The 24,757-nt window shown below is 36.6% G+C and carries 19 protein-coding genes; 13 read left to right on the top strand and 6 right to left on the bottom strand.

Features of this window, described 5'->3' with window-relative positions; all coding sequences use genetic code 11:
* Positions 1-8: 8 nt before the first annotated feature.
* Positions 9-1,688, top strand: coding sequence for a DUF4998 domain-containing protein (locus ACFRAE_RS05030; RefSeq protein ID WP_422796034.1), 1,680 nt, complete (start codon positions 9-11; stop codon positions 1,686-1,688).
* A gap of 138 nt (positions 1,689-1,826) precedes the next feature.
* On the opposite strand, the gene ACFRAE_RS05025 is transcribed toward ACFRAE_RS05030, so the two are convergent.
* Positions 1,827-2,774, bottom strand: coding sequence for a glycoside hydrolase family 43 protein (locus ACFRAE_RS05025; RefSeq protein ID WP_422796033.1), 948 nt, complete (start codon positions 2,772-2,774; stop codon positions 1,827-1,829).
* Between the two features lie 278 nt (positions 2,775-3,052).
* Here ACFRAE_RS05025 and ACFRAE_RS05020 point away from each other — a divergent pair, with 278 nt between their 5' ends.
* The 7 genes from ACFRAE_RS05020 (at position 3,053) to ACFRAE_RS04990 (ending at position 13,907) form a co-directional block, all read left to right on the top strand.
* On the top strand, positions 3,053-3,616 hold the full coding sequence (locus ACFRAE_RS05020; RefSeq protein ID WP_422796032.1) for an RNA polymerase sigma-70 factor: 564 nt from the start codon (positions 3,053-3,055) through the stop codon (positions 3,614-3,616).
* An 86-nt stretch (positions 3,617-3,702) separates the two neighbouring features.
* Positions 3,703-4,869 (top strand): FecR family protein, encoded by a 1,167-nt coding sequence (locus ACFRAE_RS05015; protein WP_422796031.1) that lies wholly within the window; start codon positions 3,703-3,705, stop codon positions 4,867-4,869.
* 274 nt (positions 4,870-5,143) lie between these two features.
* The gene (locus tag ACFRAE_RS05010; RefSeq protein WP_422796030.1) at positions 5,144-8,449 is read left to right on the top strand and encodes a TonB-dependent receptor; all 3,306 of its coding nucleotides are present in this window, start codon (positions 5,144-5,146) and stop codon (positions 8,447-8,449) included.
* Positions 8,450-8,462: 13 nt separating this feature from the next.
* A complete protein-coding gene (locus ACFRAE_RS05005; RefSeq protein ID WP_422796029.1) occupies positions 8,463-10,073 on the top strand; it encodes a RagB/SusD family nutrient uptake outer membrane protein in 1,611 nt (536 codons plus the stop codon).
* A 23-nt stretch (positions 10,074-10,096) separates the two neighbouring features.
* A complete protein-coding gene (locus tag ACFRAE_RS05000) occupies positions 10,097-11,404 on the top strand; it encodes an IPT/TIG domain-containing protein (protein ID WP_422796028.1) in 1,308 nt (435 codons plus the stop codon).
* Between the two features lie 88 nt (positions 11,405-11,492).
* Positions 11,493-12,812, top strand: a complete 1,320-nt coding sequence (locus ACFRAE_RS04995) for a hypothetical protein (RefSeq protein WP_422796027.1) — start codon at positions 11,493-11,495, stop codon at positions 12,810-12,812.
* Between the two features lie 186 nt (positions 12,813-12,998).
* Positions 12,999-13,907 carry a glycerophosphodiester phosphodiesterase family protein gene (locus tag ACFRAE_RS04990; RefSeq protein ID WP_422796026.1) on the top strand — a complete coding sequence of 303 codons (909 nt, stop codon included), beginning with the start codon at positions 12,999-13,001 and terminating at the stop codon, positions 13,905-13,907.
* Between the two features lie 81 nt (positions 13,908-13,988).
* Here the strand turns inward: ACFRAE_RS04990 and ACFRAE_RS04985 are convergent, their stop codons facing one another.
* A complete protein-coding gene (locus ACFRAE_RS04985; RefSeq protein ID WP_422796025.1) occupies positions 13,989-15,272 on the bottom strand; it encodes an acetylxylan esterase in 1,284 nt (427 codons plus the stop codon).
* 37 nt (positions 15,273-15,309) lie between these two features.
* Positions 15,310-16,863, bottom strand: a complete 1,554-nt coding sequence (locus tag ACFRAE_RS04980) for a hypothetical protein (protein ID WP_422796024.1) — start codon at positions 16,861-16,863, stop codon at positions 15,310-15,312.
* A 629-nt stretch (positions 16,864-17,492) separates the two neighbouring features.
* Here ACFRAE_RS04980 and ACFRAE_RS04975 point away from each other — a divergent pair.
* On the top strand, positions 17,493-17,963 hold the full coding sequence (locus tag ACFRAE_RS04975; RefSeq protein ID WP_422796023.1) for a hypothetical protein: 471 nt from the start codon (positions 17,493-17,495) through the stop codon (positions 17,961-17,963).
* Here the strand turns inward: ACFRAE_RS04975 and ACFRAE_RS04970 are convergent, their stop codons facing one another.
* The 3 genes from ACFRAE_RS04970 to ACFRAE_RS04960 are packed head-to-tail and all read right to left on the bottom strand — an operon-like array spanning position 17,964 to position 20,364.
* Entirely contained in the window at positions 17,964-18,719 is a 756-nt protein-coding gene (locus tag ACFRAE_RS04970) for a LytR/AlgR family response regulator transcription factor (RefSeq protein WP_422796022.1), read from the bottom strand.
* The gene (locus tag ACFRAE_RS04965) at positions 18,716-19,747 is read right to left on the bottom strand and encodes a sensor histidine kinase (protein WP_422796021.1); all 1,032 of its coding nucleotides are present in this window, start codon (positions 19,745-19,747) and stop codon (positions 18,716-18,718) included. The genes ACFRAE_RS04970 and ACFRAE_RS04965 overlap by 4 nt, the downstream gene beginning before the upstream one ends.
* 2 nt (positions 19,748-19,749) lie before the next feature.
* Entirely contained in the window at positions 19,750-20,364 is a 615-nt protein-coding gene (locus tag ACFRAE_RS04960) for a hypothetical protein (protein WP_422796020.1), read from the bottom strand.
* 138 nt (positions 20,365-20,502) lie between these two features.
* On the opposite strand from ACFRAE_RS04960, the gene ACFRAE_RS04955 reads away from it, so the two are divergent.
* The 4 genes from ACFRAE_RS04955 to ACFRAE_RS04940 all read left to right on the top strand — a co-directional run bounded on the left by ACFRAE_RS04955 (position 20,503) and on the right by ACFRAE_RS04940 (position 24,738).
* Complete coding sequence (locus ACFRAE_RS04955; protein WP_422796019.1) at positions 20,503-21,555, top strand: aminotransferase class I/II-fold pyridoxal phosphate-dependent enzyme; 1,053 nt, start codon at positions 20,503-20,505, stop codon at positions 21,553-21,555.
* Positions 21,556-21,761: 206 nt separating this feature from the next.
* The gene (locus ACFRAE_RS04950) at positions 21,762-22,049 is read left to right on the top strand and encodes an HU family DNA-binding protein (RefSeq protein ID WP_099366071.1); all 288 of its coding nucleotides are present in this window, start codon (positions 21,762-21,764) and stop codon (positions 22,047-22,049) included.
* Positions 22,050-22,057: 8 nt separating this feature from the next.
* Complete coding sequence (locus tag ACFRAE_RS04945) at positions 22,058-22,903, top strand: tetratricopeptide repeat protein (RefSeq protein WP_422796018.1); 846 nt, start codon at positions 22,058-22,060, stop codon at positions 22,901-22,903.
* Between the two features lie 281 nt (positions 22,904-23,184).
* Positions 23,185-24,738 (top strand): Rne/Rng family ribonuclease, encoded by a 1,554-nt coding sequence (locus ACFRAE_RS04940; RefSeq protein ID WP_422796017.1) that lies wholly within the window; start codon positions 23,185-23,187, stop codon positions 24,736-24,738.
* Positions 24,739-24,757 lie beyond the last annotated feature (19 nt).

Below are 24,757 nucleotides of genomic sequence, written 5' to 3'. Positions count from 1 at the left end.
ATTGAGTCATGAAAAGAAATTCAAGCAAATTTAGCAGGTACTTATTTCTTATAGGTATTCTTGCGAGCATATACTCCTGTAAAGGGATGTATGAAAATATAGAGCCTTATGCCGATGAGGTTGTTTACCCAGCAAAATACGATACCATAGTAAGTAAAATAGGTTTTGAACGTGTAGAAATTGATTTGATGAAGGCGGGACGGATTCCATCCAAACAAATTTCTATGGGTAAATCAACCAAGACCGTTGTAGAGTACGATGATGAGCAAATCGTTATTGACTCCTTAGTTTCTTGGGTGAATGTTAAAAATTTGACGCAACCTAAACTTTACCGTATCCGTATATACACGATTGATCAATACAATAATAAATCGGTTCCACAGGTTATTGCGGTTATCCCATATACAAAGGGAGATATATCCAACCTCGTGGTCTCTTCGCCTAGGGTATTGACCTCTCCTTCGGCAGCGGTATTGGATTGGACCTCTGCACTATCTTCTATTTTATTAAATTATAATAGTTTAGAATATGAGTATACCGATAAAAATGGAGCTAAGGTATCTGGAAAGAGAAATGTGAACCCCCGCATATTTGCGGCTAATTTGAATGCGGGCCAACCATTTAATATTCAATTAAAGTATAATGTCGTTCCAAAAGTAAATGGCGTGCCCATATTGGATTCTGTACAGTTAACAACGCCGGTGACGATCAATATGCCTACAGGTTCAACCACCTTTAATCCTGCGGAAAGAGCCATATTGGAATCCAATGGAATTACCACATTTACAGCGGATGCGGTTTCCTCCTTTAAAAAATTAACATTTCCTGTACATACCAACACCTTACAAGATTTGTTTTATTTTTCAAATGTGGAGGAATTAGATTTAACTGGTGGAACCATATTCCCATTAACAACCTTAAATTACAATCGGAATAGCATTGTAAAAACGATTGGTGGAGGACCGTATTTACCGTTTATACGTAAAGTTTCCCCAATCACCAATGCCAATGCTCAAACGATGGTTGATTTGTTGAATTTAGGGATCATTAAGAAGGTGAAATATGTTCCTAATTCCTTAGGAATTGACCATTTACTTAAACCATTTGAGGCCAGTGGTGCTATAGAATATGTGACTACTCCTGCGGAGTCGTTGATTCCTATCAGCAATTTCCTTTTGGATGGAAAGATTCAAGATTCGAATGCTTGGGCAATGGATCTTGATCTTAACCCAGCGACTGTACCAGCGGGTACTGATATACAAAATGCTATTAAGGCCACAGTAACAGGTAAAAATGCCACCTTCGTGCTGACCATACCGAAAGAATATCGTTTTAACATTGCTGAGTATAAATACCTAAAATTTAAGGTTTATATGCCATCGAAAGCGACCTTAAGTGGTATGTACACTCCATATCAACGATTGTGGCCTCGTATTATGAATTATTTATGGGCATTTAATACCGAAAGTTCATTTGGACAAGAGGTGTTTTCCAATAATGCAGATCAATATCGGATAGCGGATGATCAACTAGGTAAATGGACTGATGTGTCAGTTGATTTAAGTAGTTCTGTAGATAGGCATAATCGAGTAATCGCCATGAATATCGGAGGGGAGCCTTCTATTTCAGGCTATACGGCGAACCCGAATTTAATATATTATTTTGCAAATTTTAGATTCTCGAAATAAGCGTTGAATCGTCGTTAATAATGAAAGGAGCTGAATCTTTAGAGGAGATTCAGCTCCTTTCTTTGTAGGGTTTAATTTGAATTATTAGCTTGTAAAGGCCTTGCTTTTCCGTTTAATAGTCAAGTTTTAAACCTTTTTTTAATTAGGTTTTACTGCTTTTAATTTTTGATATTCTTTTTGTGATACCGTAAAAATGGTGCCGTGACGAATTCCTTTTGGAAAATTAAGCTGCGGTGTAAGGTCTTCCCATTGCTTCAAATCTTTGGATTTAATAAGTCCGTAGTAATTGTCGATATAACGGTCAAAATAAACATACCACTCCCCATTTTTATAATTTACAGTTGGACCTTCAGCCCAATAATCGCCCGTGATAGCACTCGATGCAGGGCCATATGGGCCTTCCATATGATCCGCAAATGCGAGCTTTAAATTTTTTTGTGCGGGTTCTCGTGTTTCATCTTTAATTACCATCATCCATTTGTTTTTGTAGGGTACTATCGTCGCATCGATGCAATTAAAGCCTGGCTCATACAGCAACATGGTTGGTTCAAATGATTTGAAATCTTTGGTTTTGGTATAATATATCCGATGGTTGTATGCATTTTCAGCTTCAATTTGCGTTTCTGGAAATGAACCAGTGATGGTCGTCGACCAATAGATTAAATATGTTTTTGTTTTTGGATCGTAGGTAATTTCTGGAGCCCAGGTATTTCTTGCATTTTCCTCTTGTTCCATCACAGGAATATAAAGCTGCTCTGACCAATTGATTAAATCCTTAGATTTAGCATAGCCAATTCCTTTTTGTGTCCAACTTACTGTCCAGACCATGTGGTATAAACCATCGCCGCCTTTTATGATACAAGGATCTCGCATCAATTTATCGGGGCTTAAAACTGGTGTTAAGAAAGATTGATCATTTTTTAAAATTTCCCAATCCAATCCATCTTTACTGGCGGCAAGATGAAGGCCGTCTTCACCATTACCTCTAAAGAATGTAAAAAGATAAACGGAATCTGTTTTATTTTGAGCCGATAAATTATGGCCAAATAATAATAAAAAAGTAAAAATTACTAGGTTTTTCAACATGATTAAGGTATTAGGTTAACTCAAATATAAAGATATGGACTGAATAGTTGTAGCACAATTCCAATCTAAGGTTCAAAATAAAGTTTTTTGAAAAAATGAAAGACACTATTCGTAAATATCTGAACGTAAAATTGGAAAAATGGATTTAGTCGAATTGCTTATTTCCTGTGGCAGCCCTTTTATGAAAGTGAAAAAAATATTTTTGGACGAGCTTTTAGTTTATCTAAAAAATATAATTCATATTTGTTTTTTCTTATTCTAAACAAAACCTAATACAAATGTCCAACTGGCTTGATAAAACTGATCAAGAGTTGTTGTTGCTATTAAAGGATAGTAATGAACAAGCTTTTGCTGTTTTATACAAGCGGTATTGGAAAAAAATGTTTGCCATTGCCACCCATAAACTGAAGCGAATGGAAGAAGCGGAAGAGATCGTTCAAGACATCTTTTTCAGTTTGTGGACCCGCCGCGCATCGATGGAAATAACAAGCGGATTAAATCAATATCTCGCAGTTTCAGTCAAGTATCGTGTATTAAAATCCCTTCAACATCAAAATAAGACAGCCAATTTCATCAATTCTTTAGTTAACCAATCTGAAGTAGATCATGGAACAGAAGATTATTTAGCTTTCGAAGAACTCCAGCAGGAGTTGGCGAAATATGTACAGGAATTGCCGGAGAAATGTAAGCTCGTTTTTCATCTGAGTAGAGATTTGGGACTTTCACATCGGGAAATATCAGATCAACTTGGAATCGCGGAGAAAACAGTAGAAGCCCATCTTACAAAAGCGATAAAACACCTGCGCACCCGATTATCTCAATTTATTCACCTGTTGCTGTAAGTAGTCGTTCGGCATAAAATTTTTATTTTTTTAATATGGACTAAGGGGTAGCTGTCTTTTTGAGTACCTATAATTAAAGCCGTATTATGAATAAGGATCAATATTATGTAGAATTAGCTTCTAAATGGTTAAAAGGCACCATAACGGAAGAAGAGAAAGTCATCCTATCGGCATGGTATCAGCAAGAACAAGACGAAGAAGTTCACATACCCAAAGAATTTGCGATCAGTGAGGAGGAATTGGAAAAACGTATGTTTTTAACCATTAAAAAGCGTATAGATGAGGTTGAGGAAGAGGATTTGAAGCGATATCCATTTTTTACTTGGAGAAAAATAGCGGCTTCAATAGCGCTCATCTGTTGTCTTTCGGGTCTGCTGTGGTACAGCGTTAACAAAACATATACGAAGGAAGACCACTACGCTTCTATTCTACCTGGGGGAAATAAAGCCATCTTACAATTATCCAATGGACAGCAGTTGAACCTGGACAGCATAAAAGCAGGAAGTGTCGTTCTTGACGGAGGGCTTCAAATTACGAAAACTACTGAAGGGGAGATTGTATACAGCTTGCAAAACCAAGTTGCAGAAGGACAAGCGCCTATTTTTAATACCATAAGTACACCCAAGGGAGGTGAATTTCAAGTTGTGCTTTCGGATGGCTCTAAAATATGGTTAAACGCAGCAACAACCATTCAGTATCCAATAACTTTTGCGGAGGATTATCGTGAAGTAAACGTCATACATGGAGAAGCTTATTTTGAAATTAATAAGGCAAGTAAAAACAACAAACCAATCCCTTTTTATGTGAAATCTTCGACACAACAAATTGCGGTTTTAGGAACAAAATTTAATGTTAATGCGTATTCATCCAATGTAACTCAGACTACCTTAATTGAAGGTTCTGTAGAAATACGAAATACACAAACTTTAGGCAGTAGGTTATTAATTCCAGGAGAGCAAAGTCTTGTTCAGAAAGGTTCCGATATTATTGACGTAAAAGCGGTTTCTGCTGACCAGTATACAGCATGGAAAGATGGATTGTTTTATTTTGAAAGTGCAGATCTGAATGAGGTATTGGCGCAATTTAGTCGTTGGTATGATATTGAAGTGGAAATTCCAACGCAAATTAAAAAGTATGAATTTATGGGGAAATTTCCTCGAAGCACAAGTCTAAAAACGGCTTTGCTGGTTTTGAAATCTTCGGGAGTTGCATTTGAATTGGAAAACAGAAAACTTATTATAAAAACCGATTAATAACTAAATAATGGCATTATGAAGAACTAAAGGATAAAAGAAAGTCCAAGAAAAAACAAAACCAGATGTGGTCGTAACACATCTGGCAGCGTTCTGGATCTCCACCCGATAAATCGGGTCTATTGAGTGTAAACAATATTGATTACCAAAACCTAACAAAAGTATGAATTTTAATTTACTGGTCAAGGTTGGGAAAATGAAAGTCCCACCTCAAGCTATGCATATGGTTGACCAATTCTTCCAAAAACCACAAATCAACAGTTTAATTATGAGGATGAAAATCATAATTGTATTATTATTAATTTCTTACATGCAAGTTTCAGGGGGCGTGTTTGGACAGCGGATTAGTTTGTCTAATAAACAGGTTAAACTGGCAGAAGTTTTTAGTAGTATCGAGAAACAAACAGGCTATACTTTTTTTTACAATAAAGCAGACCTGCAATCGTTAAAGCCAATTACTGTTTCCCTAAAAAATGCAGCAATTGCTGATGCCTTAACGATATTGTTTTCAAACCAACCCTTGGGTTTTGAAATACATGATAAAATCATTGTTGTCAAAGCTAAAAAGCAAGTGGGAAATACCTCAACGTCCAATTCTACAGCCTTAGCAATGGAAGAGAAACAACAATTGGTGGAAGGAAGAGTGATCGATTCGCTCAATAATCCATTACAAGGCGTTTCGATTTTTATTAAAGGAACTTCCATTGGGGTTGCTACCGATCAAGATGGACGTTTTAAATTAGAAGCCCCATTATCGGCAGTTTTGATATTCAGAACTGTTGGGTATTATGAGAAGGAAATATCGCTTAGTAACTATCAATTAGGAAATATCATTTTACAAGCAGAGCAAGCAAATCTTGATGAAGTAGTGGTGCTTGGATTTGGTCAATCCCAACGAAAAATTGCTCAAACGGGTTCCACAGCTTCTATAGGACTTAAGGAACTAAAGCAAAGTCCTACAGCAAATGTGACAAATGCATTAGCCGGAAGGTTGCCAGGATTAACCGCTATTCAAGTTAGTGGTGAGCCAGGGAATGATCGATCCCAATTATTAATTCGTGGACGTGCGACCGTGAATGGTGCTGAGCCGTTAATTACGATTGATGGTGTTCAGAAGGATTATGCCGCCATTGGCCTATTGGATGTCAATGAAATTGAAAATATCACGATATTAAAAGACGCATCTGCTACAGCTATTTATGGGGTTAAAGGGGCTAATGGCGTTATTATTGTAACCACCCGCCGGGGTAGAGAAGGTACTCCATCTATTTCTGCAAGTCTGCAATCGGCGGTACAAAATACCATTCGTTTGCCAGATTATTTGGGCTCATACGAGTATGCATTATTAGCGAATGAGGCATATTTAAATGATAACCCAGGGGGAACAGTTCCCTATAGCGATTTGGTTCTAGAGGCTTACCGCACAGGTTCAGATCCACTTAAATACCCCAATGTGGATTGGTTTGATGCAATGATGAAACCCGCTAGACAATCGCAAGCAAATTTCAATATTAGTGGGGGAAGTAAATTAGCGCGATATTTTGTCAATGTGGGTTATACCGATCAAGGCGGTATTTATAAAACGGAAAAAAATAAGCAATACGATCCAGCGTCAAACTTTAAGCGGTATAATTTCCGCTCGAATATTGATGTAGACTTCGATGAGAATTTCAGTATTGGCTTGAACTTGTATGGAGCGATAGAAAATAAACGCGATCCCAATGTTTCCGTTCCTGATTTGTTCTGGACGTTAAATCAACTGCCGCCTAATTCATTTCCTGTACAATATCCAACTGGATTTTATGGTGAAAATGGATTATTTCTTAATCCTGCACGATTATTAAACCAAACGGGTTATCGAGAGGCATTTAATTCTTCTTTATCCGGAATGCTTTCGTTAACGAGGAAATTGAACTTTATTACGGAAGGTCTTTCTGTGAAAGGAAACTACTCCTTTGATGGTTATTTCCAAAATAATTTTAATCGATCTAAACAAGTTAGAAGGGCCGTTTATAAAGGATCTGGGGACTATGATGATGAAAGCAACTATACCTATTTAGGCAGTGATATTCCATTATCTGCACCTTCATCATCGTATACGCAAAACCGAGATATTTGGATGGATGCTTCCTTGAATTACCAACGTAAGTTTGGTCAACACGAAGTAACCGGATTAGTTTTAGTGAATCGCACACAAAAAGTATTGGGAAATACCATTCCATTTGTATCCCAAGGGATTGTTTCTAGGATCACTTATAATTACCAAAATAAATATTTTGCGGAGATGAATGCGGGCTATAACGGCACGGACAACTTTGCAAAAGATAAGCGTTATGGATTATTCCCTGCGTTTTCAGCAGGTTGGGTTTTATCAGAGGAATCCTTTTTAAAGGATAATACCTGGTTAAGTTTCTTGAAATTAAGAGGCTCTTACGGATTAACTGGAAATGACCAATTGACCGGCAGAAGGTGGTTATTTAATTCCGAATATATTCGTAACCCGAGCGCGGGGTATTTATATGGCGATCAGCTGTATGGTGTAGAGGGGGTTTATGAAGGAGCAATGGCTAATCCGGGGGTAACTTGGGAGACTGCAAAAAAATCCAATCTTGGGTTGGAAGTAAAACTATGGGGAGACCTGTTTAGCATTACTGCAGATCTTTTCAATGAGAAGCGGGAAAGAATTTTAATTACTCGGTCTTCAGTGCCAGCTATCATAGGTATGTCTGGTGGAAATCTTCCACCAAGTAACCTGGGTAAAGTGGATAATAAAGGTTATGAAATTGAATTAGGGCATCGTAAATCAATTAATGCCTTCAGTTATTTTGTGAAAGGAAATATGTCTTATGCACGAAATATCATCAGGTTCTTAGATGAGGAAAGCAAGCCTCATGATTATATGCGAATTACCGGTCAACGTTTAGGTCAAATCATGGGATTAACGGCTATTGGATTTTTTAAGGATGAAATGGATGTTCGTTTGAGCCCTACTCAGTTTGGTCGTGTTATTCCTGGGGATGTAAAATACCTGGATCGTAATGGGGATGATGTTATCAATGATAATGATATGGGGCCGATAGGGAATAGTAATATCCCTGAAGTGTTCTTTGGTATATCTGGAGGATTTAATTGGAAGAACTTCGATATGAGCTTTTTATTCCAAGGAGCAGCTAAAAGTAGTAGAACCATAGTTGGCGGCTTAGCTTGGGAATTTTATGAAGGGGGAAAAGTGAGGAGAGAACATTTGAATCGATGGACTCCTGAAACGGCAGAAACTGCCACATGGCCAGCATTACATTATGGTGGAAACAGTAATAATCACCGGATGTCTTCATTCTTTTTAGAAGACAACAGCTATATCCGTTTGAAAAATGTGGAGTTAGGTTATACGTTCAGAAATGTACAGGTAACGAAGAAAGCTCAATTCAGTTCCATTCGAGTATATGCCAACGGGAATAACTTATACACCTGGACTAGAGCACAAAAAATGCTGGATCCAGAATATTGGGCAGGAAATACCATTGGTGCCATCTATCCTGCACAACGAGTTTTGAATTTTGGACTTTCAGTAGGATTTTAATTTGAACATTATCATGAAGAAATTTAATATATTTATTTACCTACTGTTTTCTACATTGCTGTATTCCTGTAATTTCAACGAATACTTAGACAAAGCAGAAACGGGAGGGATCTCTGAAGATGAAGTGTTTGGTGATTATATTCAAACCGAACGCTATCTTGCTAATATCTATTCTGGACTACCATTTGAATGGATGCCTGTAAATAGTTTTACCTATGCTGCCGCTTCGGATGAAGCGAAGTGTCCTGTAATTTATTATAATGGTCCACAAGTGTACACTCGAGGTTTATTATCACCCACTTTTAACCCAATAGACAATTGGGGCAGTTTGTATGCCTCGATACGGAAGGTGAATAGACTAATTGAGAAAATTGATGACGTTCCTGCAGTGAATGTGAGTCAACTGAGTGGAAAAACCAGGATGAAAGGGGAAGCTTATTTTTTAAGAGCCTTTTTTTATCAGGAATTATTTAAGCGCTACGGAGGAGTTCCAATCATTGACCGTGTTTTGCAGATAACAGATGATTTAAATATTCCAAGGAATACCGCTGAAGAGGTGGCTAACTTTATCGCTGAAGATTGTGATACGGCAGTTCCTTTGTTGGAAACTGTAAATAGTTCCTCAAACATTGGTCGAGCAACGAAAGGAGCTGCAATGATGATAAAAGCTAGGGCATTATTGCTTGTGGCGAGCCCATTGCACAATCCGAGTAATCTAAAAACGCATTGGGAGTTGGCAGCAGCTGCAGCGAAGGCGATCATCGATATGCAATTGTATGATGTGGATGCTGATTATAAAGGATTATTCCATAAGCGATCTGCTTCGAACTTAATTTATCAATCGACCGTAAATCATACCGGATGGGTGAGGAATATGCTGGTACCTAGCATGAATGGCAATGCTTGGATTCAACCTTTACAAAATTTGGTAGATGCCTATGAAATGGCAAATGGCAAAGGAATTGAAGAAGCCGGGTCAGGCTATGATGCGAACAATCCATATGTAGGGCGCGACCCTCGTTTTTACCAATCGATTTTATACAATGGAAGTACATGGAAGGGTGAAAATATCCAAACATTCGTTGGTGGATTAGATGGTTTAACCTCAGCAGAAGGTGGGTTAACACAAACTGGATATTATTTAAGAAAACTGATAGATGAAAATGCGAGTGTATCTCCTGATTATCGTCCAGGGGATCATTATTGGGTTTACATGCGTTATGAAGATGTTTTGTTAATGTATGCTGAAGCCGAAAATGAAGCTCAAAGTTCACCTACGAGCGCGGTTTATACGGCGATTAATCAGGTTAGGAATCGTGTTCAAATGCCATCCTTATCGGAGGGATTAAACCAAGCACAAATGCGCGAGCGAATTCGTAATGAGCGTCGTGTTGAATTAGCCTTTGAAGGCCACCGTATTTGGGATATCAGAAGGTGGGAAATTGCTTCAGCTGCGATGGATGCCGCTTACGGTATGCGTATTACTAGGGGAGCTAATGGATTTAATTACCAGACTTTTCGTGTAGAAGATCGAATTTATGATGAGGCCTTTAATTTATTTCCAATTCCTCAATCGGAACGGAATCGTAATAATCAATTAGGGCAAAATCCGGGCTATAATTAATGGTTAAACCCTTAATAATTCAAATGATGAAAACAATAAATTTCAAGATATATATCCTAGGTATCGTGTTTTTGGCAACACTTTCAAGTTGTGAGGAACAGGTTTTTCAACAGGTAGTGAGCGATTATGTTCATGATAAAAATGCGCCAATAATTTTGAATCGATTTGCTCCAATGGAAGCGAGTGAATCTGCTGAAATAACTTTGTTTGGCGATAATTTTAGCAGCAATGCATCGGAGGTTAAAGTTCAAATAAATGGAACGGATGTCCCTGTTTTGGGTGCTAGTCAGCGTCGAATAATCGTCAAGATTCCTCAAGGGCTTGGTTCTGGTAAATGGACTGTTACTGTTGGCGATCATACAGTGGAAAGTACGGATGAATTTATATACGCGGTAAAGCGTACCGTAAGCACCTTAGCAAGTTCTAGTCCTGCAGCAACGTTTAATTTTTTAGTTAATGCTGGAATGGACATTGATTCCAAAGGGAATTTATATTTCACGGATAATTTTAATAATTGTATTCGGAAAGTTAGCCCTGATGGCACAGTGACAACGTTTGCCGGGGTACCAGGCGTTGAAGGGAATGTGGATGGTCCAGGAGCAAAGGCACTTTTTAATCATCCTACGGATGTTGCGGTGGATGCAGAGGATAATGTATATGTAGCAGATAGCTGGAATTGGGCGATTCGAAAAATTGATCCACAAGGTACGGTGAGTACTGTGAGGGGCTGGATTGTGCCATTTCCACAAGGAATCACAGTAGATCCTGAAACAGGGGTAATATATGGGGTGAGTGCATTGCCTGCGGTGAGTAATAACCAAATATTCGCTTTGGAGCAAAATGGAGCGATGACATTGCATACCCTCAGTGTTCCAATTGCTTCGGGAGGGATTAGTATGGATAATGACCGCAATTTAATTATTGCAGACAACCATAAATCGGTAATCTATCGCGTGAATACTAGTACCAAAGCCGTGGAGACCTTGGCGGGTTTGGAAAATGAACATGGATGGGTGGATGGAATTGGTCAAGCTGCGCGTTTTGAATATCCATGGGGAGTAGCAGTCGATAAAGACAATAATATTTATGTTGCAGGTTGTGGGCATCGTTTTGAAGGGCCTACCATTGCCTCGACGGCTTCTAATATTCGTATGATTGAAGCGGGCACCAATAAGGTGAGCACCATAGCTGGTGGCCCAATGGGATATAAGGATGGTATTGCTGGTGAAGCTAGGTTTAATGTGCCTACCGGTATTGCTGTGGATGATCAAGGAGCGGTATATGTATTGGATCGTGATAATTTAAAAATCAGAAAAATTATTTCTGAATAGATGATTTTTTTTGGAGGTAGGTAGGTAGGACTACCTACCTCCAAAATTAATGAATACCAATAGCGATTAACTGTAATTTTTGAAAATTATGATTTACAATTTAACTAAAGGAAAGCGATTAATTTCATTCTTAGGCTATAGCCTCTGTTGCGTTTTGATTTCTTTTGGACATGCTAGCTGTAATAAGTCTGCGGAACCCATCGAAAATAAAGTGCCAGATAAACCAATTCATGTCGTAGACACCCTAGAAAAGTTCATGTTGGGAATGTACGTTGCGCCACCAAGAGAATATACGATAGACCGACATTATGAGGCTATACGTGATGCGCATATAAATGTTATTCAAGATATTTCAGAACATTATTCCCCTCAAGAGAAAACGGCTATGTTGGTTATGGCAGCGAAGTATGGGATAAAAATGATGGTTGCAGACCAACGAATGAAAGGTTCGGATGCTGATATTAGTGGTATGATTAAGCAATACAATGCGTATGAATCAACGATTGGTTATTATATTAAAGATGAACCTGTTTTGTCCGAATTAGCCGATGCTGCTTACCGTTATCAAAAGGCATTAGATTTCGATCCTTATACGATTCCGCATGTTAACTTATTTCCAAGCTATGCGACGGGTGCTTTGGGTAGAATTGATTATGAAAAGGATTATGTGGAGAAGTGGATTCAAATGGTAGGCCCTAAAAACCTGAAGTATTTATCATTTGATAATTATCCATTTATGACGCAAGACTCTTTAAGAGAAGATTTATACTATCACGATCTTGATGTTATTCGTCGGATGGGTTTAAAGTATAATATTAAAACGTCTGCTTATTTGCAAAGCATAGGTACTTCGATAGGATTAAGGAGACCGAATGCAGATGAATTGCGATATAGTGCATACACGAATCTTGCTTATGGCATTAAATTTCCAGTATGGTTCACTTATTGGACCCCAACGGGTGGTGAACATGAACAGTTTTTAAATGCTATCGTTGATACAAAAGGAAATAAGACTGATTTGTATGAGCCTTTTAAATTAATCAATGCGGAACTGATGCAATTAGGGCCTGTATTGATTAATTTGAATACCACGGGTGTATATCATACCGGGAAAAAGATTCCAAAAGGAACTTCTAGACCAGGAAATAATAGCTTGATTCAGGCAAATAATCAGGATATCTCTTTAATAATTGCTGAATTTAAAGAACTCAAAGGATCAAAACAGTATGTTATGCTGGTAAATAAATCTTTAAAAAAGGAAGAGAAATTGATTTTATCGGTGAATGGTCAAAAATCAATATCGGAGGTTTCAAAAGTCAATGGAAGTGAAGTTTCCATCGGACTTAGTAATCAGCAATTTGAGTCTACATTTAAGCCTGGAGAGGGAAAGCTTTTCCGAGTATTTTAAGGGGTTATAGTTTCTAAGTTTTTCATAATTAGTTGTTGACAATTGGAGCCTGATTAATTTAATTTATTGGGCTCCATTTATGTTTAAGCCATTGAGGTTTCTAAATGTTTAAATTAAGGATATGATTTCTTTAAAATAAATTAACATGCAATAACTAGATTTGGCATTTAAACAGAGTTTACAATCATGACAAAAAACATCCTCTATCTTTTTATTTTTCTCTTTTACACGGCGAATTCCTATGCGCAAGAGAAGGCGTTGGTAAAATATCCAACGAATTATACGATTCAAAGCCTAAAGGATAGTCCTAAAGACAAAATTTGGGTGGTAGCTCACCGTGGAGATTGGAGAAATGCGCCCGAGAATTCATTACAAGCTGTTGAAAATTGCATTCAAATGGGGGTGGATATGGTGGAAATTGATGTACAGCTGACGAAGGATGCTCAGGTCGTTTTGATGCATGATGGGACCATAGACCGCACGACAAATGGCAAAGGAAAAGTTAAGGACTGGACCTTAGATAGTCTTAAGATGCTTAAATTGAAAGATGGATTAGGGATTCCAACTTTTCATCAAATTCCTACTTTGGAAGAAGTATTGCTTCTTTGTAAGGGAAAAATTTTAATAAATATTGATAAGGGCTTTGATATTTTCCGGGAATGCTATGAACTAGCGAAGAAAACGGGTACTCTCAATCAGCTGGTCTTAAAAACGGGGAAACCATATGAAGAGGTTAAAACAAAATTAGGCGATCAACTTAATGAGGTTGCTTTTATGCCGATTATAGCTGCTGGATCTACAGAAAGTTTGAAGATTTTGGAAGGTTATATGAAACACTATAAACCGATAGCGATTGAATTTACAATTAAAAAAGGCGAAGAGGGTATTCTGAAGGAGTTTGAAGGGTATAGAAATCAAGGCGTTCAGGTTTGGGTAAATTCTTTATGGTCAAGGCTTAATGCAGGGCATGATGATGAAATGGCGGCGATAGATCCAACTGTTTATGATTGGTATTTAAATAATCATGTAAGCATGATTCAAACAGATCGGCCACAATTGCTGATCAATTACTTAAAGTTAAAAGGACGCTTTTAACCCTGTAGTTCGCAGGAATATTTTAAACCACCTAGAAGGAGCTTGATGGGATAAGTTCATTCTAGGTGGTTTATTTTTGGTCTAATTATTAGGCTGTTTTAGTTTTTCTAACATCCACGTTTTATAATCTTCTCCTTGTGCTGGAACGGTGAAATGTCCAGTTTCTTTATAGATTTTTAATTCTTTTGGGGCTTGAATTACATTGTAAGCAGCATACATGGAAGTGCCTGGACATGTTTCATCATTATATCCCCAAGAATATAGCCCAGGAACTTTGATATTTCGTGCAAAATTGACAACATCATAATAAGACATAGTCTCTCTATTTTCAGGCTTATTGAAATGGGGGCCATTGTAGGAATCAAAAATGTGAGGCCATCCTCCGGCTCTAGTTGCTAAATAACCTGTAACATCGGAAAGTGCAGGGTATAATGATCTTAAAGTAACAATTCTATCGTCTAATGCTGCGGTCACAATCGCTAATGCACCACCTTGACTACCTCCACTGACAGCGACATTCTTGCCGTCGAATTGTTCTAATGCAAAAATAAAGTCTATAGCCTTTACGCAGCCTAAATACACCCGCTTGTAATAATATTGATCTTTATTATGCATATGAATAAATGGGTATCCGGATAGCGGACCAGCAGCCATTTCAGTATAGAGATTCGCTGGTAAATTGACTGGAATACCATGTATACCTATTTGTAAAGTAATAATTTCCTCTTCTACAAAACCAAAATCACCAGCATATGGTCTAGTTCCAGCTCCAGGAACATTTAAGATAGCGGGAAATTTGCCTGCTTTTTTGGGAACCACTAATACCCCGTACATCCGACTTCCAATATGCTCATTTTGAAAGCTGATATGATAAACGTTCACTTTATTGGTGGATTTTTCAGCAATAAGATCCATTTTAATATCTAATGGTATTTCTCTTGCTTTTTGGATATTGTTTTTCCAGAAATCATTGAAATCGCTTGGGTATGGTATTGTTGGTTGTATTTTTTCAGCTTCAAAAGCGGCTGTAGCTAGGCCTTTAAAAGATTTTCCGTCTACATCTGCTGTAATAATGCATCGTAGGAATCCAGCCTTAGACATTCCTTCTGCTGATAATTTTCCTGAAGTTTCGTTTAACGTTCCGGAATTGCTAGGAGTAAGCTTTTCTTCGCCAATTTGGTATTTGATGTTACTTGCTTTAACGGGTTTCCCATTGTCTGAAATTTGATAAGAAAACTGGACTTTTTCGCCTAGAAGGTAATTCCAATCTGATTTATCGCATTGTACTTGAATTTTGATTTGCGCATGTAGGGATGTGCTAAGGATTACTAAGACTAGTAAACTTATTAATTTAAAAGTTTTCATTCGGATAGGTTAATGGTATGATTAAATTACAATATACTTAATTTCCATAATATAAGTATAATGCGCCATAGGTCCAATTTGGTCCTTGAATACCGGGGTAATTATGCCGATCCATCATTAAGGCAAGGTATCGATTAGGATAACCTTCCGGCAACTCAATGACATTTGGCCAAACACGCGTGTTTGATGTTTCATCCCAAGGTGGAAGATCCATCATTAATTGGCCTAATAATTTTAAATCTGGATAGCTATAAATGTAGATCTTTCGATCGGAGCTGCCGGAAAAGCAATACAGTTTTCCATTGATTCGTTGCATGGATGTTCCAGTCGAATTATACGGGACTGGACCAGCTATAGTTTTAAATTCCTTATTCCAAAAATCTGATTCTAAAAGAATAGCCTTATAACCGTCTTTATTTTCACAGGTTAGCAATCGCCATTTTTTGGCATCTTCATCAAATAAAAGATGGGGATCTTCGATGTCTCCAATAATACCGAAGGGACTAGATTTCATAATAGAAAAGCCAAATCTTGGATCTTTTTTGCTTTCAATAGTTAATAACTGCTTTTTCTCTTTTTTTGGATTTGCATAAGCGCTGAAGCCTGTGGTAATCCCTTTCCACAGTTGTTCTTTTCTATCGTAAAAAAGATGAGAAGCAACTTCGTTGCGCCATAAACCATCACCTTGATCAAAGACGATTATACCTTCCAGTTTTAAATCAAAAATAGTCGGGCTCATACTCATTACCGCTTGAATGGGATGTGGTAGACCCCATCCTCGAGAAGTCATGGTATACCATACCCTTCCTTGATCTAATATAGGCTCTCCGTTTTCATACGTGATCGCACGTATATCGGCAAGACCTGTTCCGGTGCTGAGTATGGATTCGGCTGATTTAATGGCAAATTCTCCATTTTCGATTTTGTTATAAACATTTGATTGGAATTTTTGAATTCTTTGCTTGGACCTTAATTCTAAAAATTGATTGAAATTAAATTGTGCAATAACTTTTGGCAAGTCGTTCTCTTGTAAGTACACGACAACGCCTGATCCTAATAGCTGAACAATGAGTTTTCCTTCAAAGATTTTTACTGCCTCATTCGTTACTTTTTGGATACTATCTACCAGGACTTTCTGATTGTTTTTAATGCTAAATTGAACGCCCTTGATTTCTTGTTCTTGGGTAAGTAGACTGACGAAGAATTGTTCTGTTTTTTCAGGATTCGAAAATTCAAATCCAAAGGATGCGTTTTTGGCATTGAATGTAAAATCCAAAAGGTAGCTAGCAAATGGATTAAAGCCTGCAAACCAAATGGATGATTCGGCGTGCGCTGTTGTAGCGAATTGGATTTGTTGCTGATTTAACTTAATGGACCCTTTATCAGCTTGGTAATGGGTGACAGGGTGCATGGTCTCCATGCCTACAATTTTTGCGGGATCAAGTTTAGCCAATGGGAGCGTATGCCTATGATCAAAAACAAATCGTTCTACTGCCTGTCTGCTAAAGTTGATAGCTGAAGGGGGGGTCTGTGCGTATAGGTTTGAATGAAATGAATAGCAAAGTAGATAAAGAATAAACCAAATTTTCATTTCCGCAAGATTTAGGTAAGCTTTAAAATACACAAAATATTATTAAATGCGTACTTCAAGGATTAATTTACTGGGCAAATGAAAATTTGGATGGCCTTAATAGGTCATGTTCTATTCCATTTTTACATACGTGGATTTATTACAAAGATTGCATTTAAATCTTTTTAAAGGTAGGTGGAATAATAATACTTTGACCATTGGAGCTCTATGTATTCGTCTAAATAGAAATGCTTTATTACAATGTGGACATAAAGGGTAGAGTTGATCGGATTCTTTTAAGTTAAAATTTATAATTTTCATAATATACTGGAACGGAATTATTTATAGTTAAAAGCACGTTCTCATGATTGTAGGGTAGGTATTTGAGTAAAATTGGATTAGTTGGAAATTTTATTAACAGTTTATTTTTTAGCTCTAAACACATTTTTGTTATCTTTTTATGATAATTAAAGGTAGGAAATATTATTGAAAATATGCGCGGAATATCATTAATTATTTAAGTGACAAGGTAATAGCTAAAAGGTCTAGAATAGCTAATTGATTTTGTTTTAAACTTTACTTAATAAAGATTGTTAGATAGTTTATTTGAATAGCTTTTTTTGTAATTTGTAAAAAGATGAATTAAAAATATGAAGAGAATTTTAGTTGTATTCATGCTTTTTATTGCTATGACTTTTACGGCGTTTAGTCAGAGCAATAAATCAACTTCTAAGAATTGGATTTGGGGACCTTCTATCGGATATCAATATCAAAAAGGAAGTTTTTTAAAAGCATCGGGTTGGGGGCTATTCGCCCTTAATGAATCCCAATTTATGAAAATAGATGCTGGAGCCAATTTTACTTGGATGATAAATCAAAGCACTGTTATTCCTGAATTAGGAATAACTTATTACCTCAATAACGTCGCGATATGGCCATTTATCAAAGCTGAGATCACCCCTTATACGGCGAATGCAAAGGCGGGGATCGGATTATTTAATCTGTTGGAATTTTCTGCAGGCTATGGACATTCGTTAAAAATAAAGGAAGGTTTTAAATCTATTGACGGTTTTACTGCAGGGTTGTCTATTAATATTCCATTGAAATTCCATTTAAATTAATTAGTCTAACCAGTTTTTAAATATACTTACCCGATCTCTGCTCACAATGATATTATTGAAAGGGCAATGATTTAGGGTAATTTTTAAGCGTGTAGCGCTATGAATATTGATGTTTTTTATAGCCTTAACCTGTATAATGTAATTTCTGCTAATTCTAAAAAACAACCTTGGATCAAGTACTGTTTCCAATTTTTCTAAACTATAATCAATCAGATATTCTTCTTTGTTTTTTGTGAACAGGTAGTTTCCTTTATTTTGGGCATAGAAGCATTCCACTTCATCGCAATCAATCAACTTTATCTGTAAGCCAATTTTGACAGTAAATCTTGACTTATAAGGTAGCTGGTTTGGAAAAAGCATTGTTTTCTTATCCAATAAGGCTTGGGTAGGAAGTGGATTGTTAAATTTTTCGAATTTTTCCACCGCGAACTGGAGTTCATCATCCAGAATAGGTTTGAGTAAATAATCCACACTATTTAATTTAAAAGCTTTCAGGGTGTATTCATCATAGGCGGTAATGAAAATGATATTGGTTTCTATCTCCAATTCTTCAAATATATCAAAGGATAAACCGTCAGAAAGCTGTATATCCATAAAGATAAGTGCTGGGGCCTCATGAGTTTCAAACCATTTCTTTGCTTGTGCTACGGAATGAAGTAAATCAACATCTTGAAAACCTAATAAGGTAAGCTTTCTATGTAATAATCTTGCAGCAGGCTTCTCATCTTCTATAATGATGGTTTTATAACTTCTCATGTTTTTAATAATGGTATTTTAACGATGAAAAATTCTGGTGTTTGATAATACTGAACAGGTATTTTTGTTAAAAAAGCATACCTTTCTTTAATGTTTTTTAAACCAATCTGAGTGGATTGTACACCTAGGGTTTTGAGCTGTAAATTGTTTTGGACCACAAGGTAATTCGTCTCACGATACAATTGGATATGGAGTGGGCTTTCTTCATTTATTTTATTGTGCTGAATGCAATTTTCTAATAACAATTGTAAAGATAGGCTAGCTACATATAAACTTGCTTCGAAATCCTCTTCTTTGGCGGAATAATTCAACCCTTCCTCAAAACGTAGCTTCATAAGATTGATGTAATTCTTTGCAAATTTAAGTTCATCAATTACCCTTGATTTTTCATCATTTTTCTGCTCCAATATATATCTATAAATTGAAGACAGCGATTTGGTATAAGCAATTGCTTTGGTTTTATCTTCTTCGATTAATCCAATCAATACATTTAAACTGTTAAATAAAAAGTGAGGATCAATTTGACTTTGTAAGGAGCTTAATTTAGCCGTGGCTTCCCCAGCAATTTGTTTATGTTGATTAATCTGTTTGTTTTTAAAGTATTTGTAAAAATAAATAGCGTAAAAGATCAGTCCAATGATGAGTGAAAACAAAACCAAAGGAATATACCTGAACCAATTTTCTTGTTCAATAAATTCTTTAAAACTTGCATTGTACCAAATGGAATAGCTGCTATAATGAATGATGAAGATCATTATAGGATTTACAATGATTGTGATTACGATGTAGTAAAATAGGCGTTTAAAAGACTGTGTTTCCTTGGGGAAATTTTTTTGCAAGAGTTCACCGGTGTAGGATCCGCTTAAGTAAAGGGTAACTCCATAAAGGATCCCTTTAAAGGATTCTATAGACTTGAAAAAGGCGATTTCAATGCTGCCATTTTTAAAGAGAAAATACAGTGCAAATAGCGCATAAATGCAAGAACTTAATAAAAAGGCATGAAGTAAAATTGTTAAAAATTTTCTCATGGTTATTTACATGTTGCTAGTAATTCCAAGGCTCGTTCTTTTCCCCACGAAGGATAGAAAAGGGTTTTGTTATTAACTTCATCAAAGAATAAAATCGCTTTCTTCAATTGATTACATTCTTCTTGCGTATCTCCGCCCATATATCTTTTGTAATTTAAGTTAAATTCTGCTAATCCTGCAAGTGCTCTAGGGTTATTTGGTTCTAAGGCGAGTGCCCTGGAATAATAAAAAACGATTTGAGGAGTTAGGTTCATTCCATTGGCCATGGGATCAGAAATTAATTCAGAGGTTAATAGTAAGGCGCTTAAGATGTGCCATTCTGCATTTTGTTCTTGAGGTTCTTTGGGCAGTAATGTTGTCAAACTATCGATTAATGCTATCTTTTTCTGAGCATCTTTCATGTGGAAACTAGCCCTCGTTCCGCTGAGTACGAGGTAATATTTGGGTATCCAATTTTGAGGCTCGTCTGTTGCAATTTTTTCAAATAAGCGCATAGCTTCCAAATTTTTTCCCGTTTTCCATTCCTTTAAGGCTTCGGTCATTTTTTGTTCATAAGCCTTTTGACCAAAACTGTTCAGGCTAAATAAGATCAATAGTAAACTCCATGTAATTTTCATAACTTTCTTTTTTTTGTAAAAATCCCATTCATCCAATAAGGATTCAATTTATTTTGGATGAGTAGTTAAAAAACATAGATGAATGGGAAAAACGATACTCGACAGGGTTTTTTATATTTGTCTAATTAGATCATGTACATGCAAAACTTTCGAAATCTACATCAAGCCACGGGGCGGTTTATTACAGTTGAGAATATAAATTATCTTTTTGCAGGTGGAACTGCCTATTTAGGGCTATTGACAAATCCTCAATACACAGAATTATATAAAAAAGGTATTGATATCTATGGATTGAATAATGGAACTTCCAGAACGAATAACATTCAATTGGGTATATATGATGAAGCGGAAGAATATTTAGCGAATCGTTTTCTTTTTGACTCCGCAGCCTTGTTGTCTAGCGGTTATTTGGCGGCTCAGGTGGTGGTTAAAACCTTTGCAAATAATAACCCTGTTTTTTATGCTCCAGATACCCATCCTTCTTTATGGTTAACCGAAAATCCAAACCATACTCAAGACTTTGAAATCTGGGCGAATGATGTGATTGAAAGGATTAACCAATCTCTTGATGATGAGTTTGTTATTGTCGCGAATGCACTAGATAATTTGACCCCAAGAAGGTATGATTTTTCGGTATTCAATAAGATAGATTCCTCCAAAAAGATCTTGTTGATCTTAGATGATTCTCATGGAATTGGCGTGTTAAAAAAAGATCGTGTTTCTATTGATGTCAGTAAAATGGGAAGTAATATAGAAGTCCTTGTATTAGCTTCTTTAGCGAAAGGTTTAGGGACAGATGCTGGCGTGATTTTAGGAAACAAAGAACGGATCGTAAAAATTAAAAATCACCCCATATTTATTGGGGCTTCACCGGCAAATCCTGCAGCACTATATGCCATGGTCAATGCAGGGGATATTTATGAGTATGCCTACCACAAATTACATCAAAATATACTTCAATTTGAAGCCTTAATTCGTTCATATCCGCTAAAAAATATCCCAAAATTTCCCGTTTTCACGTCCCTAGATCCCAATTTATATCAATATTTAATTAGTAAGCGGGTATTAATTTCCAGTTTTCCCTATCCATTAGCAACTAGTTCTTTGTTAAATAGAATTGTGATTTCTGCAGTTCATGAAAAGGAAGATATTCAAAAAATTGCCGAACTTTTGACAATTGGAGGGCATTAATTCTTTGATTGTCAATAAAATAATTGTAGCTTTGCAAGCCTTTTTAAATGTAATTTTGGGGTAGCGGCTACTAATGAGCTGAATAGTAATAGGTTGCTAATTAAAAAAACGCAAAAATATTTTCAATACTCAATTTAAAAAGATACTTTTGCAACCCCAAAAGGATTGATAGGCTTAGGGTTTAGATTAATTAGAGTAAAATAGATATGACTAAAGCAGAAATTATTGCAGAGATCTCTAACAAGACAGGTTTAGAGAAGGTTGATGTTCAAGAGACCGTTGAAGCATTCTTCAAAGTTGTTAAAAGCGCTATGGTTGGTGGCGAAAATGTTTATGTAAGAGGCTTTGGAAGCTTTGTGGTTAAAAAGAGAGCTGAGAAAACAGCGCGTAATATTTCAAAAAATACCGCTATTATAATTCCTGAGCACTATGTTCCAAGTTTTAAACCTGCAAAAGTTTTTGTAGAGAAAGTTAAAAACGGTAATAAAAAATAAACATCAACATGAAGAAAACCAAGCAAATTCAGATTATAGTTGTCCTAGCAGTTGTTCTTATCATGGGATTTCTTGTTGCGCAACCAATCCGTGGCTTGGTGACCAAAGATGATGTCAATGCAGAAGCTTCTTCCACAGAAGCTTCTACACCTCAAATCAAACTTAGCGATGTTTCTGAAGTTGCTAAACGAGGATTAAATCCTGCTCTTGTCAACGAAATCACCGAATTAGAACAAAAAGCCGAAGAAGCGGATGGACTTGAGAAAGTTTCTATTTATCAGCAATTAGCAGATAAATGGGACGATGTCGAGAAATTTGCTCCTCAAGCCTTTCTTTATGAAGAAATGGCAAATTTAGACGCTAAATTCGATTATTGGTTGAAATCAGGAAATGCATATCGTAAAGCATATACTAACCTTCAAGATACCACAATGGCTCAGTTGTTAAATCAAAAAGCGATTGATGTGTATCAAAAAGCGGTAGACTTAGATGGAGCGAATTTGGATGCTAAAACAGGATTAGGTGCAGCGATGGTTACAGGAACTAACAATCCTATGGCAGGAATTGCTATCTTGCGTGAAGTTGTACAAACAGACCCAAAAAATTTAGAAGCGAATAAGACCTTGGGATTATTCTCTTTACAATCTCGTCAATTTGATCGTGCTATCGATCGGTTTAAGACTGTGATTGAACAAAAGCCTGATGCAGAATCTTATTTCTTTCTTGCAACAGGTTATCAAAATATAGGAATGAAGAACGAAGCTATTGCCGCTTTTAATAAAGCGAAAGAATTAGCAACAGATCCTAGTTTCTCCCAGTTCATTGATAGACAAATCGCTGAACTGAGTAAGTAATTAACAAATTATTTTAACATTTAAAAACATTAAAGCTATGCCAAGCGGAAAAAAAAGAAAACGACACAAAATGGCTACTCACAAACGCAAAAAACGTTTAAGAAAAAATAGACACAAGAAAAAATAGTTTTTCTAGGGATTCAATCCCTTTTAAAATTATGTGGATACAATCTATGATCGATGAATTCATCATAGATTGTTTTTTCATTAAACGGTTTTTTGTTTAATCGGACACATGGGTTGCGGAGCGAGTCCCCAACCGTCCTTAATTTAAGTAGCTGTTGGTAAAGGAATTAATTATCGATTCAGTCCCTGATAAAGGGGTGACTATTGCTTTACTACAGGACAAACAACTTGTTGAGCTTAACAAAGAACAGGCGGGCAATAATTACGCGGTAGGTGATATTTACTTAGGGAGAGTAAAGAAAATCATGCCCGGATTAAATGCTGCATTCGTAGATGTAGGATACGATAAAGATGCCTTTCTCCATTATCTCGACCTTGGTCCTCAGGTACAATCTCTTATAAAACTTACTAGAGTAGTAAAGAACGGCAGTTATCAAGAGAAACTGCTCAATAGTTTGAAACTTGAAAAGGACATTGACAAGGCTGGAAAAATATCAGATATTTTAAGTAGAAATATGTTGCTGCCCGTACAGATAGCTAAAGAACCTATCTCTACCAAAGGGCCTAGACTTAGTTCGGACTTATCCATTGCTGGTCGCTTTGTTGTACTTGTACCTTTCTCAAGTGCGGTATCCATTTCCAAGAAAATCAAAGGAAGTTCTGAGCGGAATAGACTGAAGAAAATTGTAGAAAGTATTAAACCTGCAAATTTTGGAGTTATTATTCGTACAGTTTCTGAAGGTAAAGGAGTTGATGAACTCCAAAAAGATTTACTAGATCTGATTTCTAAATGGGAATTGTTTACTAAGCGTCTTAAAACAGCAGAACCACCTCAAAAAGTATTAGGCGAAATGGATCGAGCTTCGACCATTTTACGCGATATTCTTACCGATGAATTTACACATATCTATGTAAACGATCAGGATATTTACGAAGAGGTTAAATCTTATATCCAAGAGATTTCTCCTGACCTGGAAAAAATAGTCAAGCTTTATAAGCATAAAGAGCCTATTTTTGACCATTATGGAGTAGAAAAGCAAATTAAGGCGTCTTTTGGCAAAACTGTCAATTTACAAGGTGGTGCGTATTTGGTCATTGAACATACCGAAGCATTACACGTTATCGATGTAAATAGCGGCAATCGTATTGCCAATAAAGAAAATCAAGAAGATAATGCCCTCCTCGTAAATAAGGAAGCGGCTAAAGAAATTGCTCGTCAACTTCGGTTGAGAGATATGGGTGGAATTGTAGTCATCGATTTTATCGATATGCATAAACCTAATAATCGTAAGGAACTATATGGTTTCTTAAAGGAATGTATGGCAAGTGATCGCGCTAGACATACCATTCTCCCTCCTAGCAAATTTGGTTTAGTACAAATTACTAGGCAACGGGTAAGACCAGAAATGAGCGTTGTGACTAATGAAAAATGTCCTGCTTGTGATGGCACTGGTGAAATCAGATCAAGTATTGTATTGCTTGATGATATTGAAAATAATTTAAGCTTTATATTATTAGAGCAGAATGAAAAAGGAGTTACACTATGTGTACATCCTTATATTGCCGCCTACATTACTTCCGGCATCATCTCTAGACGATTAAAGTGGTTTTTCAAATACGTCAAATGGATTAAAGTCAAAGAAGTGAGTTCTTATCATTTAACAGAATTCCATTTCTTTAATTCCAAAGACGAAGAAATAAAATTATAAAAAAAGGCGACCTATGGTC

The organism is Sphingobacterium sp. HJSM2_6, assembly GCF_049316305.1.
Lineage (GTDB): Bacteria > Bacteroidota > Bacteroidia > Sphingobacteriales > Sphingobacteriaceae > Sphingobacterium.
The sequence above is the reverse complement of the archived record's forward strand: the minus strand, read 5'-3'. Positions and strand labels throughout refer to the sequence as shown.

Coding starts and splice junctions, on each gene's coding strand:
- ACFRAE_RS04995 (WP_422796027.1), top strand. CDS start 11,493: ATGATTTACAATTTAACTAAAGGAAAGCGATTAATTTCATTCTTAGGC.
- ACFRAE_RS04970 (WP_422796022.1), bottom strand. CDS start 18,719: ATGAGAAGTTATAAAACCATCATTATAGAAGATGAGAAGCCTGCTGCA.
- ACFRAE_RS04965 (WP_422796021.1), bottom strand. CDS start 19,747: ATGAGAAAATTTTTAACAATTTTACTTCATGCCTTTTTATTAAGTTCT.
- ACFRAE_RS04980 (WP_422796024.1), bottom strand. CDS start 16,863: ATGAAAATTTGGTTTATTCTTTATCTACTTTGCTATTCATTTCATTCA.
- ACFRAE_RS05025 (WP_422796033.1), bottom strand. CDS start 2,774: ATGTTGAAAAACCTAGTAATTTTTACTTTTTTATTATTATTTGGCCAT.
- ACFRAE_RS05005 (WP_422796029.1), top strand. CDS start 8,463: ATGAAGAAATTTAATATATTTATTTACCTACTGTTTTCTACATTGCTG.
- ACFRAE_RS04985 (WP_422796025.1), bottom strand. CDS start 15,272: ATGAAAACTTTTAAATTAATAAGTTTACTAGTCTTAGTAATCCTTAGC.
- ACFRAE_RS05015 (WP_422796031.1), top strand. CDS start 3,703: ATGAATAAGGATCAATATTATGTAGAATTAGCTTCTAAATGGTTAAAA.
- ACFRAE_RS05020 (WP_422796032.1), top strand. CDS start 3,053: ATGTCCAACTGGCTTGATAAAACTGATCAAGAGTTGTTGTTGCTATTA.
- ACFRAE_RS04990 (WP_422796026.1), top strand. CDS start 12,999: ATGACAAAAAACATCCTCTATCTTTTTATTTTTCTCTTTTACACGGCG.
- ACFRAE_RS04950 (WP_099366071.1), top strand. CDS start 21,762: ATGACTAAAGCAGAAATTATTGCAGAGATCTCTAACAAGACAGGTTTA.
- ACFRAE_RS04975 (WP_422796023.1), top strand. CDS start 17,493: ATGAAGAGAATTTTAGTTGTATTCATGCTTTTTATTGCTATGACTTTT.
- ACFRAE_RS05030 (WP_422796034.1), top strand. CDS start 9: ATGAAAAGAAATTCAAGCAAATTTAGCAGGTACTTATTTCTTATAGGT.
- ACFRAE_RS04945 (WP_422796018.1), top strand. CDS start 22,058: ATGAAGAAAACCAAGCAAATTCAGATTATAGTTGTCCTAGCAGTTGTT.
- ACFRAE_RS05010 (WP_422796030.1), top strand. CDS start 5,144: ATGAAAATCATAATTGTATTATTATTAATTTCTTACATGCAAGTTTCA.
- ACFRAE_RS04960 (WP_422796020.1), bottom strand. CDS start 20,364: ATGAAAATTACATGGAGTTTACTATTGATCTTATTTAGCCTGAACAGT.
- ACFRAE_RS04955 (WP_422796019.1), top strand. CDS start 20,503: ATGCAAAACTTTCGAAATCTACATCAAGCCACGGGGCGGTTTATTACA.
- ACFRAE_RS05000 (WP_422796028.1), top strand. CDS start 10,097: ATGATGAAAACAATAAATTTCAAGATATATATCCTAGGTATCGTGTTT.